Genomic DNA, 16,887 nt, shown 5'->3' on the forward strand with positions numbered 1-16,887 from the left:
GGTCGCGCTTAAGCGCTGCTCCGGTCTCATGCGACGTGGTCGCGGCCAATCAGAACTCGAGCGCGGCGCGCTGGTCCGATCCACACCACATGGTTGCTGTTGAGTTATCGACGCGAAGCCGGACGGCGACGTCATCGCATTGCGAACGCAGTCTGACTGCGAGTCGTTCAAGGCAAGTCGCATGCCATTTCGGCAGGGCTAAGCCGCAAGACGCGCCAGGCTGGAGAGGCGGGGAACATTGGAGCCCGTCAGCGTGCTCGCTGACGGTCATGACGCTGTTGCGCGTTGGCGCAACCAGGCGGCTATGTGTTGCGAAAAAAGACAGCGCGGCTTCGAGTGCGCGAGCGACGCGCCGTCGAGCTTACTGACAGCGGCGAGCCTTCAAGTGATGGACCAGGATCGTTCGTTCGATCTCAGGCGACGGGCGGGGCTCCCGCGTCAGCACGCCTCGTCAGAGCCCATCTGAGTTGGCGTTCCCTGATGCGCAGGTTGATACGGTCCGACGCAAGGCGCCCGAGCGTGGAGAGTGCGTCGCGCTGCGACTGGAGGAGTCTGCGCGGCGCGCGGTCGATCACAGCCAGCGACCCGAGCGCGTAGCCCTGAATGTCGCGAACGCTCACGCCCGCATAGAAACGGATGTGGGGCTCGCCCGTCACCAGCGGATTCTCTGCAAAGCGCAGGTCGGCCACCGCGTCCTCAACGACGAATACGTCGTCCTGCTGGATCGTGAAGTTGCAGAAGGCCCATGAACGCGGTGTTTCGCTGCGCTCAAGGCCCCAATGAGATTTGAACCACTGCCGCTCAGGCGTGAGCAACGTCAGCAACGCAATGGGTGCCTCAAGCAGGGTTGCCGCCAGTCGCGTGATCTCGTCGAACGCTTCTTCCTCAGGCGTATCGACTACGCCGGCGGCGGCAACGGCCATCAACCGTTGCGACTCGTTGCTCGCTGGATCTCCGCTCTCCGGCCCGACCGAAGGCCGTGACAGTGCCCCTTTGTCACCGAGTAAGTGGCGGACTGTCTTCTGCAGAATTTCCGAAGTCCCACCCGCCGGCAACACATGCAGGCGGCTTCCTGGGCCCCCGAGATTCGCCACGTGTTCGCCCGGCACATCTCCGGTCACGACGACATGCGTGTGTCCGAGGCCCGGATGCCGGAGGATTTCTTTTATGAGCCGCGGGTAGCCGCCGTCTTCGCCGTCGAATTCCACGACGATCACTGGCGGTAGCAGATATCCGGCCGATAACAATGTTGCGAACGGGTCGGAACCGGCGCGAACGGTGCACTCCGGCAAAACGCCCAAGGTTTCAACGTAGCGATGCATCTTATGTTGCGGCGCATGGACGAGGACCATCGCAGGGCCGTGGGTTCTTTCACGCGCGAGTCTCGCCATCAGGTCCATTACAGCGCTGCGGCGCACGCGCCGGTGGCCGCCTGGCGTTTTCCATGAGTCGAGGGCGTTCTGTTCGATCCATGTCTGCGCAGTACGGATCGAAACGCCGAGCAGTTCTGCTGCCGCCCGGGTGGTGATGATTGGGTCTTCCATCTTGTTCCAGTCTGTTCGTCCCCGGGAGGATACGGCATATAGGGGTTAACGGTGAATCACAAAAAAATATAGCAAATTCGGCAAATCGAGTTAAGATGGTTGCTCGTATCAACCCTCGTCCTTTCCCGTACCCCGACGGGCAAGGATTTCTGAAACCGGCCATTGGCCGGTTTTTTTTTTGGAAAAGCCGCATGTCGATGAATTCGGAAGAGTGGACGCGGCGCCGTTTTAGGCATCCGCATAAAATGGCAAAAATGGAAATTTCACTAAAGAATCGTCAGGCTCGCGCCGTTATCAATATTTGAAGACGCCGGTCAGCGGCGAAAACAATACGAGCCGGACAAACAACGGGAGGCGAGAGCATGAGTAGCAGTGAGCAGACTGAAGCTAGCCAGGCTGCAACAACCCGGGTCGCGCGCCAACCGATTGTCGACCGGGCGGGCCGGCTCGTGGCTTATGAGCTTCTGTTCAGGGATGGGCCTGGCCCCGGGGCGAATGTCCACGACGGGTTTGGCTGCACTGCGGAGGTTGTCGAGCGCACCGTGGGGGCGTTGGGGATCGAGGCAGTTCTGGACGGTCTCGATGGATATCTGAATTGCACGGCGGACTTCCTGCACTCCTCAGTGACTCAGATCCTCGGGGGCAGGCGCTTCGTGCTGGAAGTACTCGAGACGTGCGAGCTCGACAACCAGCTCAAAAAACGATGCGCTCTGCTGCGCGCTGCCGGATTCCGGATCGCGCTGGACGATGTGCTGGACATCACTCCTGACATCGAGGCTTTTCTGCCGGTAGTAGACATCGTCAAGCTCGAGTGGCCCGCCATTGAAGCAGGCAGGGCAAAGACAGTGGTGCGCGATCTGAAACGCACTGGCAAGGTCGTCGTAGCAGAGAAGGTCGACGATAGGCAGCAGTTGCAGGTTGCCATCGATTCGGGTTGCGACATGGTCCAGGGGTTCTACTTCAGCAGGCCAGAGCTCATGCAGGCGCGCCGTATGGTGCCTGACCTGGGCCAGGTGCTGGAAGTGCTGAACCTGCTGATCGACGATGCGTGTGATCACCGGATCATACGTGCGCTGTCGACCATGCCCGTGCTGGTGGCGCAACTGCTTCGGCTTGCGAACTGCCCGGGTACTGCCAACCAGAAACGTACGGCCATTTCATCGCTGCACCACGCACTCGCTGCGGCCGGGACAACGAGGCTCTTCCAGTGGTGCAGCCTGCTGCTTTACAACCATGGGGACTTCGACATCGTCTCCCGTGACCCGCTGATTGCGCTGGCGACTCAACGCGCGTCTCTCATGCTGAGACTCGCCCTGTTGCAGCGCCCGGCTGGAACGGCGTTCGCACAGACCGCCTACCTCACCGGCATGCTGTCGTTGCTGCACGTGAGTTATGCGCGGGAACAGGCTGATTTTGCTCAGGAGCTACCGCTCGAGCAGTCCATCAGGGCCGCGCTGACCGCGCGCAGCGGAGAGCTGGGTGAGCTGCTTGCCGTTGCAGAAAGCTACGAGAGCGGGCCGCATGGGAAGGCGCGGGAGCGAAAAGCGGACGCCTGCGCTGCGTCGCCACTCGCCCGATCGACCATAGGGCAAGGGATGCGCACGTCACCTTCGAGGGAGTGCTTCTCGTACGCCTGATGTCTGCGGAGACTGGAGGTCCTGAATTACGCGTTAAATGGACTGCAAGAATAATTAAGCATACCGAACATTATTTGTTAGAAGTGTTTACACCTGGCACCGTTCAGTGTGCCATTGACCGATCCGATATATCTGAGACACATCAAGTGGGAGTTGAGCAATGAAGTATCTGGGCAATCTACGAATTGGGGCGCGACTTAGAGTCGGATTTGGCGTTGCGCTGCTGTTGCTGCTGCTGACCGGGGGGCTGGCGGTTTTGCAGGTCTCCAGAATCTATGGAGGCACTCAGGACATCGCCGAGAACTGGCTGCCGAGCGTGCAGAGTCTTGGGGAGATCAGGGCTTTGGCCAACGGCGTGCGCAGGGCAAGTCTGCGTTCCATACTGGAAAGCGATGCGCGCCAGAAACAGGACCAACGCACGCAGCACGACGCGGCACTGTCATCGCTAAGTACTGCGATGGCCGATTATGAGAAGCTTGTTTCCTCGCACGAGGAACAGCAGATCGTCGACAACATGAAGAAGGCGTGGACGACATACCTCGGTTCCGACAAGAGCCTGCTTGAACTGTCCGAGTCGGGAGACGCTGGTTTTGCCGCCGCTAAAACACTGGCAACAGGCGAGTCCGCACGGCAATTCACAGATGCGCTTCAATGGATCGAGCAAGGTGTGAAGCTGAATCGCGCCGGAGCAGCTGCAGCGAGTACTGAAGCTGCGTCGAACTACCGTAGTACGGTTGTGCTCACTGCAACGCTTGCCTGTGCGGCGATCCTTCTTTCTATCTTCGTGGCGTGGCTGATCACACGTTCAATTGTCACTCCGCTCGGCCGCGCGGTTGGTATTGCCGAGACGGTGGCCCGCGGTGATCTCACATCTGACATTGCGGTGTCCGGTTCCGATGAAACCAGCCAACTGTTACTGGCGCTGCGAAACATGAACGAACGACTCGTTGACGTTGTCAGCCGCGTTCGATCCAGCAGCGAAAGCATTGCTACCGGCTCCTCGCAGATTGCCGCCGGCAACACTGACCTTAGCCAGCGAACGGAAGAGCAGGCTGCATCGCTCGAAGAAACCGCAGCGAGCATGGAGCAGCTGACGGCGACGGTCAAACAGAACACGGATAACGCGAAGCAAGGCAATACGCTGGCCAGCAACGCATCCGAGGTGGCAGCAAGAGGTGGCGAAGTCGTAGCGCAAGTGGTTCACACCATGCACGACATTTCCGCGAGTTCGGCAAAAGTGGCCGAGATCATTTCCGTGATCGAGGGCATTGCATTTCAGACCAACATCCTCGCGCTGAACGCGGCAGTCGAGGCTGCACGGGCCGGTGAGGAAGGCAGGGGATTTGCCGTTGTCGCCAGCGAAGTCCGCGGACTCGCGCAGCGCAGTGCTTCGGCGGCAAAAGAGATCAAGGAACTCATCAGCCAGTCCGTGGCGAAAGTGGAGGCCGGAACATCGCTGGTCGATAACGCGGGGACTACCATGAAAGAGGTGGTCGACTCGGTAAAGCGTGTTACTGATCTGATGGGGGAGATCGCTTCCGCGTCGGTCGAACAGCATACCGGTATCGAGCAGGTGAACCAGGCCGTCATGCAGATGGACGAGGTGACGCAGCAGAACGCGGCGCTTGTTGAGGAAGCCTCTGCAGCTGCGCAGTCGATGGCGGCACAGTCAGGCACGCTGCGCGAACTTGTTTCGACGTTTCGTTTGCCCGCGCACGTCGTCGGTCTCGCAAGCCTGCCGGAGCACACGACGGTCGCAGCAAGCCGCCCTATGCTGAAGACCAGGAAGAGTGTCCAGCGCAGGACCGACGCACCCGTTATGTCCGGCGATAGCAATCCGGCCTGGCAGTCCTTCTAGCCGTGCCTTGATGCTCGGGGCGAAGCCGGGTCGCGCCTTGCATGCGGCCCGGCACACTTTTCTGGATGAGGCATAGCGTGTGCGCTGCGCTTTCTCGACACCGAGCGTAGGACCGGCTGCGTTCGCCGGGTTTGTCATTCACCACTCGATTCTCAAAGGCTCGCCGCGCAGCAAGGGCAACAAGCGATCGCCGACGCCGAGCGAGTTGAATACCGACGCGAGGTCGTCGGCGCTTTCCGTGTTGTGCTTCCAGCCTTCGTTGTGCACTGCCAGGATCTTCGCATTGGGGAAGGCGTGGGCGGCAGCGAGAGCATCGTTGCTGTCCATCGTCATCTGGAAGCGTCCCCGCGGTTCGGCCGCGCCGGCGAAGACTATCACCACCTTTGGAGAATACCGGCAGGCGACCTCAGCCGTGCCCTCGTACCAGACCGTATCGCCGGTCACGTAGATCGCATCGCCTTCTTCCTCTTCTCCCAGCAGAAAACCGATGACGTCACCCGAATACGGCTCGATTCCCACCGGGCCATGTCGTGCCGGCGTCCCGGTAATCAGCAAACGCCTGCCGCCCGGGCCTTCGAACGTTTTTGTTTCGAAGGGGGCGAGAGCCAACGCATTGCCGCCCAAACGCTCCTGCCCGGACATCGTGGTGAAGGTCGTTTTCACGACCGGCAAGATTGTGCGCCCCGCTGAGTCGAGATTATCGAAGTGATGGTCGTGGCTTAGCAATACGGCATCTAATGAGCCGATCTGCTCGATCGTCATCGCGGGACCGGTGGTCTTATCAAACGTCACTGACTTGCCAGGGTATGGCTGGTAAGTACCAGGCGGGTCGAACGTCGGGTCCGTTAAAAACCGGCAGCCGTTGATCTCGATCAAAGTGGTGGGTCCGCCAATCAGGGTAATCGTTGCACCAGTCATCGCAGCGCCTAATGTCGAATGAGAATGCGGCGATTATGGCGACATCGCTCTCCGGGCGGCATTCCTCGTATTTGTTCAGCGGATGATCAATTTTGTACAGATGCACTCAAGGCGGAACCGACGTGCGTGCGATACAACCCTTGGCAAAAGCTAAGCGATGTCCGAGCGCAACCTATTCGATCGATTCACGCTCGCTGGAGAAGAGGTTGATCAGAAAGTCGGCGACCGTTTTGGTTGCGAGGTCGGTGACGCCATCGCGTCGGATCAATAGCCAAAGTTCTCGTGATGGCGGCGCCTCCAACATCAGGCAGCGCACCAATGCATCCTGGTTGCGCCCGACAAAGTGCGGTAATAGGGCGATTCCTGCGCCGGCGCGCGCCGCTGCAGCCTGCATCACCTGACTATTGCTTCTGAATGCCATGCGGGCGCGCGCGTAGGTTTCACTGAGCCAGGTGGCTTCCGGCAAGTGCGCGTTGGCCTCGTCGAAGCCAACAAAGGTTGGGCTCTCGCCGGCATCCAGACGTCGCCGCCATTCGTCCAGAGCATAAAAACCGAAACCGACCGTCGCCGCCCGCTTTGCAATGAGATCGCCGTCAGTTGGCCGACCGAACCGCAGCGCAACGTCGGCTTCACGTCGCTCGAGGCTGACCGCTCGAAAGTCGGTGGCGAGATCGATATCCAACGTTGGATAGGTCGTGCTCAAACGGGCTAGTCTTTCGACGAGAAAGCTTTGGGCCAAACTGGGAGGGGCATTGACGCGCACCAGTCCACTCGGCACCTGGGTTTCGCCTCGGCGTCCGAATCTTGCAGCTGCCGCTTCCATCTCGCTCGCAGGAGACAGAGCGCGCACGCCAGCCGCGGTCAACGCATAACCATCGGGACGACGTTCCACCAATTTCTCCCCCATCGCTTTCTCGAGCGTCCGAATGCGGCGGGATATCGTCGCGTGGGAAAGCGACAACGCACGCGCTGCGGCTGACAGGCTCCCATAACGTGCAAGAGACACGAAGATACGGATGTCTTCCCAATCGAACGGTGTGCGGATTTGATCAGCCATTGTCAGAAATTAGCGAATGGTTCAACGAAAACATGCCGATTAGCATGAGTCCTTCGATGAGCAACAGCATCTGTCGATGCATGAACGGCGGCTCGGGCGTTTGCTCAACGCAAAATGCGCCGAAGCTCTTCAAAGGCAAAAGGATACGTGATGCGTGAAGGAATCAAGGGTAAGGTGGTTTTGATCGTAGGTATTTCTGCGACAAGGCTTTGGCCACGTGATCAACCTGGGCTCGGTGCATGGCTTGAAGGTGTTTTCACCGGGTGGCGCCGTGCACTCTGCTTCCAAGTTTGCCGTTCGAGCGCTCTCGGAAGGATTGCGAGCCGAGATGGCCCAACATTCAATCCGGGTGACCTCGATCACGCCCGGTGCAGTAGACAGTGGTATTCAGAACAAAACTACCGGCACCGACAGCGCCCGCATTCTGGAGATCTACAAAAAAGCGATTTCTCCCACAGCCGTTGCGCGTGCCATTGTGTTCGCCATCGAGCAGCCGGCTGACGTCGATGTCAACGAAATCGTCGTACGTCCCACTGCGCAACTCATCTGATTTCGTTTCATCGATTGACGTCGCCACGAGCGAACATCGGCCCGCGCCTTCACCGTGCACGTGCGGCCAGGCGCGCAATCATCCGGTCAGCCATCGCGCGGTCGATGACTTCGAATGAGCGGCTCGTGCGCTCATAGGCGTACATGTCGCCCGTCGCGATGTCGAACCACCAGCCGCTCAATACCAGTGCCCCGGACGTGACCTGCTGATGAACTATCGGGTATGTCATCAGGTGCTCGAGTTGCACAAGCACGTTGAGTTGCGACAATTGATCGTGCGTTTTCAACGTCCCATTGAGCGGACCTTCGTTTTCGAGGCGAAACGCTGCGTTATTGGCGTGGAACAGCCATCTATCGAGATTCGGCGCTTTCAGCTTGGCGTTGTGTGCATATACGGCTTTCATCGCACCGCACTCGGAATGCCCGCATACAACGATATTCGCGACTTTCAGCACCAGCACTGCGTACTCGATTGCGCTTGCCTCGGAGAGGTCGCCGGTAGAGGTTCCTTCCGAAGTTGCTGGTGGTATCAGATTGCCGACATTGCGCATCGTGAACAGATCGCCCGGATGCGTCGAGACGAGCAGGTCCGGCACAACCCGGCTGTCCGAGCACGTAATGAAGAGCGCATCGGGCGTCTGCGCAAGCGCCAGTTTGCTGAACTGCTTCGCGTATTGCGGCAGCATTTTCTCGCGAAATTCGACGATGCCCATTATCAGTTTGCGCATGGCTTGTCTCCGGAAGGGCTACTTAATAGTTATTTGTCGTCGAGACCGCCGAACCTCCAAGCCCTTGCGAGTCAGGGATGCGGGCCAACGCCAGGTCCTCCGGGAATGGATGATGCCTGGTGATCGCACGGTCGATCAGCGTTAGCTCGACGCGCAATGCCTCATGACGATGCTCCGGCAGACACTGAATGAGATTTTCTATCGCCGCGCGCAGACGCCGTGCGATTTGAATGCTGCTCGCGCCATACTGACGTATCTCGCGGAAACTGATATGCACGAAATCTTCCCAATTGGGCGTCCGCAAGATCACCCGAACCCGCCCCGAGCGATCCTCGATCTCTTCAACGCGCAAAGAACGTTTGCCCACCATGCGTAGTAGCCGGTGCAACTGATCGATCGCAAGCACCGCCGTGGTCGGATCGTTTATCGCCGCCGACAGCGCTTTGAGCGCAATATCGACCAGGATGCGAAACGCGAACATAGGGTCCTGCTCCATCGTGCGCTCCGTCCCGAAAGCGACGAGCGTGCGCAGCTTGTTTTCGTCGATTGCGCCGAAGTTTCCGTACAAATGAAAGAGGGGTTCGTCCACCGCGACGAAATCACCGACTTGCGGCACGAATTCGATCACTACGTCAGCGCGCCGTGCCTTGGCCACCAGCCTTTCCAGATTCACGGCCAGAACGATGCCAGGCTTTCCGCGCTGACAAACGATGCGATCGGGTACGCCTCGCTCTTTGTGAAGTTCCGGCGCGACGACCACGCCCGTAGACGGGGAGGGGTAAACGCTCTCAATAACCGCGATTCCTTGCTCTCCCACGCGAGCCACGAGGCTGACAGGGCGCAGAAATTTTGCCGCGTAGTCGATCAAAAACAGAAAAGCGACGACGGAAGTAAATCCGAATAGCGCTGCAATGAACACTTGCAGCTGGAGTACCTGATTCTCGCCCATCCAGCCGGCGGTTCTATTGGCGAACAGCAGTGTAAAAACGAATAACCCGGAAATGCTACGGATGACGTTATCGCGCAGCAATGTCGTCGCGATGATTCGCGGGGTGTACTGTCCCCCGGCTACCTGGATTGCGACGAGCAATGAACCAAACGTGAATACCAGGAACGCCAGGTCTGCGGAAACGATGTCGCCGAGCAGCGACCGCGCACCCGTCATGGACAGTCCAAGAAGGCTGGTTTTTGCGTCAAGGGTCCCTTGCCTCGTCATCCATCTTCCGATCATTTCAGCCACGGGCTTTACCACGGCATAGATCGCGATCGCAATGAGCGGCACAGTCCACAGCGAAGACCTCAGGTAGCTCTTCAAGCTGTACCAGCGATTCCAGTCCATGTCTGCTCTCTCTCTACACGGTTCATATCGCGGTGTGGCCTGAGGCATCCGTGGTGCGTCAGCCAGTATTTCGTGGAGGCTTCACGGGCGAGCGCGCACCGGGCTCAGATCAGTCCAAAACCGGCGCGAAGCAGGTCACGGACACGCAAACCTTCCCGATGCAATAAAACACTCGAACTTCAGGGTGGTCAATGAGACCTTGGTCCTGGACGTCGAGATTCCGGAATGGCGCCTCGATGGGCTCGTCCGCCCGAATATTTGTCGGCGCAAACGCGCCTCTTCTGGAAAACGCCGCAACGGCGCACTAATATGGTTTGAGGAACCAGTCGCAGACTGCAGAGGTCCTGATGAAAAAATCGGAAAGGCGGGTTGCGATCGCATTGGTCGGCGTCGCTTTATGGCTGAGCGGTCTTTATACGACTATCGTCGGCTTGCTTTACGATCGCCCGGCGGAGTTTCGCTACGGCGTACTCGCGATTTTTTTCGGTGTCGCAATCGCGGTGATTGCGCTTAACCTGATATCCATTCCAGGCCTGTCGAGCAAAAAGAAGCCGATCTCGCGATAGCGAGTGCGCCCGGAAGATCCCTCTTTGTTGTTCTGAGGAACACCCAACGCCGGCGGTCCCTGTAGCTGCGCATCGCAACTCCCGACCGCAAATCGATGCGGTACCCCGATGACACGGAAGTCAATGAGCGTGTTTAATACGCGTTATTGGTTCCGACCTGGAGTCCGCATGTCTATGTATGTTCTCGCATTGCTGATTGGCGTTGTGGCAGGGCTTCGCACGATGACTGCACCCACCGCCGTCAGTTGGGCGGCGTACCTCGGCTGGTTGCCGTTGCGGGAGACACCGCTCGCATTTTTCGGCTTCGCTGCCACACCCTACATTTTCATGGTGCTGGCCATTGCGGAGTTCATCGTCGATCAGTTGCCCAATACCGCCAGCCGCACCGTGCCGATACAGTTCGGCGCGCGTCTCGTGTCGGGCGGACTGAGCGGCGCGGCAATCGGCGCGGCGCACGGCGGTTGGGTCGGCGGCGTGATTGCCGGACTGGTCGGAGCAGTCATCGGTACATTGGGCGGCGCGAGAGCCCGCGGAGCCATGTCGCGCGCGTTTGGTCGCGACCGGCCGGCGGCGCTCGTCGAAGACGCAGTGGCGGTGGTCGCCGCCGCGTTGATCGTAATGGCCGTGCAGTGATCGGATCGGGAGCGACGTAGTTGCCTTGCTCGAACGATATCGTCAAGTTTGTCTATTAGCACCGCGCTTGCGGCCCGCAATTTCACAGAGCCGGTGCGGCGCTCCTTTGCCTCGCGAACTTTTCGCCACTTACCCCGGCGTATCTGACAGGAGACCTCTCATGTGCCGCTGGCTCGCTTATTCCGGCAACCCGATTCAGCTTGAAACGGTGATGTTCAACGCCAAGCATTCCTTGATCGATCAGAGCCTGAATTCGCGGCTCGGCCACACGACCACCAATGGTGACGGCTTCGGGATCGGCTGGTACGGACATCCGACCGACATACCTTTTCGCTACCGCTGCATTCAGCCCGCATGGAGCGACCGCAATCTGCGCGAAGCAGCGCGAGCGGTCCGCGCGCCGCTATTCGTCGCCCACATCCGGGCGGCGACCGATACGCCGTCGCAGGAAACCAACTGTCATCCGTTCCGTCATGGCCGCTGGCTGTTCGCGCACAACGGGCTCGTGCGTAATTATCCTGCGGTGCGTCGCGACCTGATGATCGCGATTTCGCCCGAACTGTTCCCTTCGATCGAAGGCTCGACCGACTCCGAAGTGATGTTCTTCCTCGCGCTCACGTTCGGTCTCGAACTTGAACCCGTTACGGCTATCGAGAGGATGGTGGGGTTCGTCGAAGAAACGGGGCGCCGCCACGGCGTCGCCGAACCGTTGAACATGACCGTCTGCGCAACCGATGGCGAGCAGATCGTCGCCGTGCGCTACTCGAGCGAAAGGCAGTCGCGCTCGTTGTTTCACAACACGTCGTTCCGCCACCTGCACCAGTTGTATCCCGACGACACGCGCATCGCGATGGCCGGGCAGGATGCGTTTCTGGTTCTTTCAGAACCGCTCGCCGATTTGCCCGGATGGTGGCAAGAGATTCCGGAGAGCACCGCGGTGGTGGCGCGCGGCGGCGAGATCGAGCGGTTCGCATTCGAGCCTCGCGGCGCCGCCGGTTAAGCCCGCGATTTGCATGGTCGGGCGTTAATACCCCTTGGTGTACAGCGATAGATGGTTACTCACCGAGGTTACGCCCGGCACGTTCATCGCCACCGTCGCGGCCTGCTCGATCTGGGCACCGTCGGGTACGCTGCCCGATAAGGTCACGACGCCGCCGCGCGCCTTGACGAATACGTTCGATACGTTGAAGTGGGGCGCTTTAGACAACGCTTTGCGAACATCGCGGGCCAGCTTCTTGTCGGACTGTGCCGTACTGCCTGAGCTTGCACCTGAAGCTGACGTCGTCGGCATGGCGTTGCTGGTTTGCGCGTAGACGTTCGAGGCCAGCGTCAGACATCCGGCGAAGACAAGCCGGCTCACGACTTGAAGTGTTTTCATGATTGCGTCTCCATGTGGTTTTAATTAACTCTGAATCAAAGATAGCCAACGTTTCGTTCCGAATAAAGCCGTCTGTACGGTCGCGGCCAAACCTGACTTGAAGGTCTCGCGCCATTGACGAGTGAGCGAATGCGGCAGCGCTTAGCTAAGCGGGTACAACACACTCGGGCATAACGCTCCTTGGCGCGTGGCCATGATCATCGACTGAACCAGCGATACTGCAGCGTCAACGAAATGGACGTGAAGTCTCCGCCGGCGCGTGTGACGAGTCCGTGCGAGAAGGCCAACTTGGTCGACCAGCCTCGTGCAATGGGCACGGAGAACGTCATGCCGTATCGCATATTGGCCGATCGATCGGCGGCGTCGACACCGTTCGTCGTGGTTCGGCCGCCTGCTGCGTAGCCGATATCGCCCGCGACCCAGAGGCCGGGGCGAAAACCGTAGCCCACGTGCAACTGAAAGATCATTAAAGGCGCCTGGCTGCGCTTCTTGCCGCGAAAGAAGTCATTGTTAGCCGTGAAGAACCACGCACCGGCGGACCCGTCCATGAACCAGTTTCCGAATGGCTGCGAGATGCCCACTTCGGGCTTGAATGCCCATCGGTTTGCGCCAATGTTGACGAGCCTCGAATCCACATATTGCCCGGACGGCGCAATGACCGTCAGGCTGGTTCCAAGCGACGTAGTCGATTCCGGCTTCGTGAAGGCCTCGGGCGGCAACGGTGGATTACCGAAGACGTTGTAAGCGAAGCGAAGTCGCGTGTCTCCAATGCCGCTTCGATGTACTTCGGTGGGCGCGTCGATCACATTGCCGCTGACGTTGCCGCGCGCGAACGGCACTCCGACTCCGAGCGAGGCTGTGTGACCGAGCAGATCGAAGGTCCTGACGTAGCCGAGCGTCAGCAGGTTGAATTGGGCCTGCACACCGGTAATCGGTAAAGACGAGTCCGTCAGTACATCGCCAGAAAGATGCGAGTATGTTGCGACCAGAAAATTGGTGCCTACAGGCGAAGGAGAATACGAGCGAGGTTCCAGTTCCTGTGAACACGCTGGGGCGTTGGCCAGTAGAGTGCCGAATGCACTTGCACACGCAAGCGCCCAACGGCACCAGATACGCGTCATCGTCGGCCTGAATGGACGGTCGAGCGCAGCGCGCGACCGCGCCCGAAAATGAACCGGAGTTGGCGAATCCAGCGTAACCGCTGGCTGATCCACCGGTAATACGACTTTGGTCTGATTACAGGAGTCGTACAGCGGTGCGACCATGAACAGACGCCGATCAAGACCAGCGTGGACTACGCTTTGCATTGGCCGTTAACGCGGTGCCGCTTGCTCATGCACGCCTCGAGAACATTGCCGTCGCGCATCCATTACAAGTACTGCCAGTACCCTTGATCAACGCGCAGATTCTTCGGGGACGCGAGAGATAAAAGCACGCCAGGAGCCGGCGATGAGCATGCTGTCATGGTTGCTGAACCGCCACCGTCACGACGATCGAGCCGATCACCAGCAGATGAAGCAAATGTTGGATCGCGTCGTCGGAATGAGCCCTCCATTACGTTTCGCCCGGAATTATGAGGCGCGTCTGTTGCCCGCGTTGACTGAAGCCGTGCGTTACATCGAGCGGCTCACTGCGGAAGTTCCCGCTGCGCACGAGGCGACTGCTGCCGCATGGTCCAGCGATCCCTGCATTCACGCCTTCTTTACGACGCCGCAGGACGTATGTGCCGCATTGAGTCAATCAGAACACTTGCGGAGTTACTTCGAGGAGCATGCGGAATTGCTTGAGGTATTCGCGGTGTTGGGCATGGCCTTGCATCAGAGACAGGTGTTCGGCGTTGCACAGCACGGCGTAGCCACCCGATCGGATGTTGCTCAAACTACCGTCAGTTTCAGCGATCATCAGGTGCGCGTATGCGGCGCAACCGATGCAGAACTTCGTCAACAGATCGTGCTGCGGCTGCTCGACCAGTTGATGTTGCAAGGCCTGCAAAAAATCGAAACCGACGAATCGCGGCGCAATGCCCTTCAGGAAGAGCGCGCACTGTTGAGAGCACGCCTCGTGCTATTGGAGCGGCAAGCCGCTGGCGTGCAGTCCATGCTGGGAAGCAAAGCGCCGCCGAGCGTCGGCGAGATGGCGAGTGCCCAGGCGCAACTCAACCGGAACGAACAGGAACTGGCGAAGCTCGGTCTCAAGACGGAGACCATCGAGCGTGGACTGGGTGTGATATGCGAAGTACTGTCTTCGCCGGGGCCATACCTATGCATTCAACAGAAGAAGCTGCGGCTAGACCCGATGAATATCGTGGCCGATGGTACGGATGGTACGAATGGAACGGGTGGTCGGGAGGCGAACGAGGTCGAGTTCACGGTCGTGCAACTGCCTGAGTCCGCCAACCTGACTCGTGCGTTTGCATTGCTGCGCTTCAAACGCAGTGATCTTCTCCCTGAACGGGATATGTTTGGAGAGGCGAGGCGGCTGCTGATCTGAGGCTGGGAAGCGCGTAACCCATTCATAGCGGATGAGTTATTGCGCTGAGTGCCGCTCGAGGTAATCATCGACGGCACTTCCCACGGTCGGATGAAATTGCGCATCGCCGAGCACATCGGACATTTCGAAACGTCTGAGCTTGTCTCGCACAGGATCCTTCATCTCCGCAAAGTGCAACTCAATGGCGCGCTTGCCTAGTGTTCGCGTCAGTTCTCTGAGCATATCTGCCGAAGTCACGTCGATGCTGGTGACAGGCTCGGCAGCCACTACGATTGTGCGCACGGGCGTTGGAGATGTATCGACGGCTTCCAGCAGGCTTTCCTGAAAGAGCTCGGCATTGGCGAAAAACAATGGCGCGTCCCAGCGGAATAGAAGCAGTCCCGGAATCCGCATGGCATGCGGATAGCGCTCGATGTCATGGTAGCCGCGAAGGTGTTCCACGCGTCCGAGAATGGCGTAGTGGGGGCGCCAACCGTCCCACAGGAACTCGATGACCGCGATCACGATTGCGATGCAGATACCGGGAATCGCACCGAAGACGGCGACGCCCACGAAGCAGACAATGGAAAGCCAGAACTCCCATTGCTGGATTCGAAAGATGCGGCCGAGGTCCGCAAATTCGAACAGGCCGAGGGCTGCGGCAATGACGACAGCGGCGAGCGCGCTATTAGGCAGGTAGCGCATCAGATTGGGCGCGGCGATCAGAAGAATTGCTACCGCCACCGCGCCGACAACACCTGTCACCTGCGTTCTCGCGCCCGCTGCTTCGGCCACGGGTGTTCGCGAAGAACTGCTGCTGATCGGAAAGCCCTGAAAAAAGCCAGCCGCTAAATTGGCCGCTCCCAAGCCGACCATCTCCTGGTTTGGATCCACACGTGTATGAAATCGCGCAGCGAAGGTCCGTGACAGCACGCTGGTATCCGCAAATGAAATCAGTGCGACCGCACAGCCGCCCAACAGAATCTTGATGGGATCGGCATCGCCGATCGATGGCAACGCAAATGACGGGAGACCTTGTGGGATCTTGCCGAGTACTTTGACGCCTCGGCTGTCCAGATCGAAAACGATAACGCTTAGCGTCGCGACGACGACGGCGATAAGAATGCCCGGCACTTTATCGAAGCGTTTTAGCAACAGTATCAGCGCGAGGCTTCCCGCACCGACCGCGAAGCTGTACCAGCTGGTTTTGCCGTCGACGATTGCGGCGCCAAGCGACAGCAGATCACGCAGGGGCCCGCGGTCGTCAAAGGAAATGGCAAAGAGTTTGGGTAGCTGGCTGATCAGGACAGTCAGCGCAATGCCGTTCATGTAGCCGTATCGAATCGGCTTGGAGAGCAGTTCCGTAATGAAGCCGAGGCGGAGGAGCCCCATCACGATACAGAAGAGACCCGAGACGATCGCCATCATGCTGGCTATCGCGATGGCGCGAGACGGATCGCTGCCGGCGGTAGCGATAACGACGGCAAGGATCGGCGCGGCCAGCGCCGAGTCGGGACCGAGAACCAGAATCCGGCTGGGGCCGAAGACGGCATAAGCCAGCAACGGAACGATCGTCGCATAGAGACCGTAAACGCCAGGCACGCCAGACGCCTCGGCATACGCAATACCCACGGGTACGAGCATCGTGGTGAGCACCAGTCCCGCTGCGAGATCGTTAGGTAGCCAGTTGAGCCGATATGTCCGAAGCATCGTCAGACCGGGCAGCCAACGCAGCCATCGCCGCGCGGGCGCCGCAGTCTGTCCACCTTCCGGAACAGGATGGTCGGCTTGCATTTGTCGGATGGTTGAGCAAAAAGAGACGCGATCTTGAGTGTTCCGCACTGCCATTTCCGCATCAAGGATAGGCGAGTCAGTCGGGCACGGTGAATGGGACCATAGTCCAATACCTCCCGCAGCAGGCGATGCGTAGACAGGCGTTGACATGCATATTTACCGGTTACGAGTATTGACGCCCGTGACCGGCGGACCCGGTTTGCCAGCGCATGCAGTCTCGCGACGCAGCACGGTATCGGCAGCCGTTGACGGCCACAAGCCCAGGCTCCGAGCACCGCTTTTAAATAGATCGCGACATTAAGCAGAAATGCGCCCAGAATGAGGAGGAGAGCGGCCTCTTCGTGGCCGCCGAAACGGGGGAACAAAATGGCAAAAGGTCAACTGCGTAGTAACCGCGAGGCGAAAAAGCCAAAACAG

General features: G+C 59.2%; 16 protein-coding genes. 8 read left to right on the forward strand and 8 right to left on the reverse strand.

Annotated elements, in window-relative coordinates; genetic code table 11:
• Nucleotides 1–413: 413 nt before the first annotated feature.
• Nucleotides 414–1,544: a GAF domain-containing protein gene (locus H281_RS0101690; protein WP_020065358.1), complete on the reverse strand. Its 1,131-nt coding sequence runs from the start codon at nucleotides 1,542–1,544 to the stop codon at nucleotides 414–416.
• 95 nt (nucleotides 1,545–1,639) lie between these two features.
• Between H281_RS0101690 and H281_RS36715 the strand changes: the two genes are divergently transcribed.
• From H281_RS36715 to H281_RS0101700, 3 genes are all read left to right on the forward strand, one after another.
• Nucleotides 1,640–1,849 (forward strand): hypothetical protein, encoded by a 210-nt coding sequence (locus H281_RS36715; protein WP_164701814.1) that lies wholly within the window; start codon nucleotides 1,640–1,642, stop codon nucleotides 1,847–1,849.
• A gap of 57 nt (nucleotides 1,850–1,906) precedes the next feature.
• The gene (locus H281_RS0101695; protein ID WP_020065359.1) at nucleotides 1,907–3,181 is read left to right on the forward strand and encodes an EAL and HDOD domain-containing protein; all 1,275 of its coding nucleotides are present in this window, start codon (nucleotides 1,907–1,909) and stop codon (nucleotides 3,179–3,181) included.
• Nucleotides 3,182–3,341: 160 nt separating this feature from the next.
• Nucleotides 3,342–5,039, forward strand: coding sequence for a methyl-accepting chemotaxis protein (locus H281_RS0101700; protein ID WP_020065360.1), 1,698 nt, complete (start codon nucleotides 3,342–3,344; stop codon nucleotides 5,037–5,039).
• A gap of 138 nt (nucleotides 5,040–5,177) precedes the next feature.
• On the opposite strand, the gene H281_RS0101705 is transcribed toward H281_RS0101700, so the two are convergent.
• Both H281_RS0101705 and H281_RS0101710 read right to left on the reverse strand, forming a co-directional pair.
• Nucleotides 5,178–5,957 carry an MBL fold metallo-hydrolase gene (locus tag H281_RS0101705; protein ID WP_020065361.1) on the reverse strand — a complete coding sequence of 260 codons (780 nt, stop codon included), beginning with the start codon at nucleotides 5,955–5,957 and terminating at the stop codon, nucleotides 5,178–5,180.
• 172 nt (nucleotides 5,958–6,129) lie between these two features.
• Nucleotides 6,130–7,014 carry a LysR family transcriptional regulator gene (locus tag H281_RS0101710; RefSeq protein WP_020065362.1) on the reverse strand — a complete coding sequence of 295 codons (885 nt, stop codon included), beginning with the start codon at nucleotides 7,012–7,014 and terminating at the stop codon, nucleotides 6,130–6,132.
• Between the two features lie 217 nt (nucleotides 7,015–7,231).
• On the opposite strand from H281_RS0101710, the gene H281_RS34225 reads away from it, so the two are divergent.
• A complete protein-coding gene (locus H281_RS34225) occupies nucleotides 7,232–7,564 on the forward strand; it encodes an SDR family NAD(P)-dependent oxidoreductase (protein ID WP_051120882.1) in 333 nt (110 codons plus the stop codon).
• A 49-nt stretch (nucleotides 7,565–7,613) separates the two neighbouring features.
• Here H281_RS34225 and H281_RS0101725 read toward each other — a convergent pair whose 3' ends face one another.
• Both H281_RS0101725 and H281_RS0101730 read right to left on the reverse strand, forming a co-directional pair.
• Nucleotides 7,614–8,291 (reverse strand): carbonic anhydrase, encoded by a 678-nt coding sequence (locus H281_RS0101725; RefSeq protein ID WP_020065365.1) that lies wholly within the window; start codon nucleotides 8,289–8,291, stop codon nucleotides 7,614–7,616.
• A 22-nt stretch (nucleotides 8,292–8,313) separates the two neighbouring features.
• Nucleotides 8,314–9,630, reverse strand: coding sequence for a DUF2254 domain-containing protein (locus tag H281_RS0101730; protein WP_020065366.1), 1,317 nt, complete (start codon nucleotides 9,628–9,630; stop codon nucleotides 8,314–8,316).
• Between the two features lie 347 nt (nucleotides 9,631–9,977).
• Here H281_RS0101730 and H281_RS34230 point away from each other — a divergent pair, with 347 nt between their 5' ends.
• The 3 genes from H281_RS34230 (at nucleotide 9,978) to H281_RS0101745 (ending at nucleotide 11,829) form a co-directional block, all read left to right on the forward strand.
• Complete coding sequence (locus tag H281_RS34230; protein WP_020065367.1) at nucleotides 9,978–10,196, forward strand: DUF2964 family protein; 219 nt, start codon at nucleotides 9,978–9,980, stop codon at nucleotides 10,194–10,196.
• A gap of 168 nt (nucleotides 10,197–10,364) precedes the next feature.
• Nucleotides 10,365–10,829 carry a membrane protein gene (locus H281_RS0101740; RefSeq protein WP_027804210.1) on the forward strand — a complete coding sequence of 155 codons (465 nt, stop codon included), beginning with the start codon at nucleotides 10,365–10,367 and terminating at the stop codon, nucleotides 10,827–10,829.
• A 160-nt stretch (nucleotides 10,830–10,989) separates the two neighbouring features.
• Nucleotides 10,990–11,829, forward strand: coding sequence for a class II glutamine amidotransferase (locus H281_RS0101745; RefSeq protein ID WP_020065369.1), 840 nt, complete (start codon nucleotides 10,990–10,992; stop codon nucleotides 11,827–11,829).
• A gap of 24 nt (nucleotides 11,830–11,853) precedes the next feature.
• Here H281_RS0101745 and H281_RS0101750 read toward each other — a convergent pair whose 3' ends face one another.
• Nucleotides 11,854–12,207 carry a BON domain-containing protein gene (locus H281_RS0101750; protein WP_020065370.1) on the reverse strand — a complete coding sequence of 118 codons (354 nt, stop codon included), beginning with the start codon at nucleotides 12,205–12,207 and terminating at the stop codon, nucleotides 11,854–11,856.
• A 197-nt stretch (nucleotides 12,208–12,404) separates the two neighbouring features.
• Nucleotides 12,405–13,130 carry a transporter gene (locus H281_RS0101755; RefSeq protein WP_020065371.1) on the reverse strand — a complete coding sequence of 242 codons (726 nt, stop codon included), beginning with the start codon at nucleotides 13,128–13,130 and terminating at the stop codon, nucleotides 12,405–12,407.
• A 526-nt stretch (nucleotides 13,131–13,656) separates the two neighbouring features.
• Between H281_RS0101755 and H281_RS0101760 the strand changes: the two genes are divergently transcribed.
• Complete coding sequence (locus H281_RS0101760) at nucleotides 13,657–14,697, forward strand: hypothetical protein (RefSeq protein WP_020065372.1); 1,041 nt, start codon at nucleotides 13,657–13,659, stop codon at nucleotides 14,695–14,697.
• A 36-nt stretch (nucleotides 14,698–14,733) separates the two neighbouring features.
• Here the strand turns inward: H281_RS0101760 and H281_RS0101765 are convergent, their stop codons facing one another.
• Nucleotides 14,734–16,470, reverse strand: coding sequence for a SulP family inorganic anion transporter (locus H281_RS0101765; RefSeq protein ID WP_020065373.1), 1,737 nt, complete (start codon nucleotides 16,468–16,470; stop codon nucleotides 14,734–14,736).
• Nucleotides 16,471–16,887 lie beyond the last annotated feature (417 nt).

The organism is Paraburkholderia caledonica (genome assembly GCF_000383275.1).
GTDB classification, from domain to species: Bacteria; Pseudomonadota; Gammaproteobacteria; order Burkholderiales; family Burkholderiaceae; genus Paraburkholderia; species Paraburkholderia caledonica.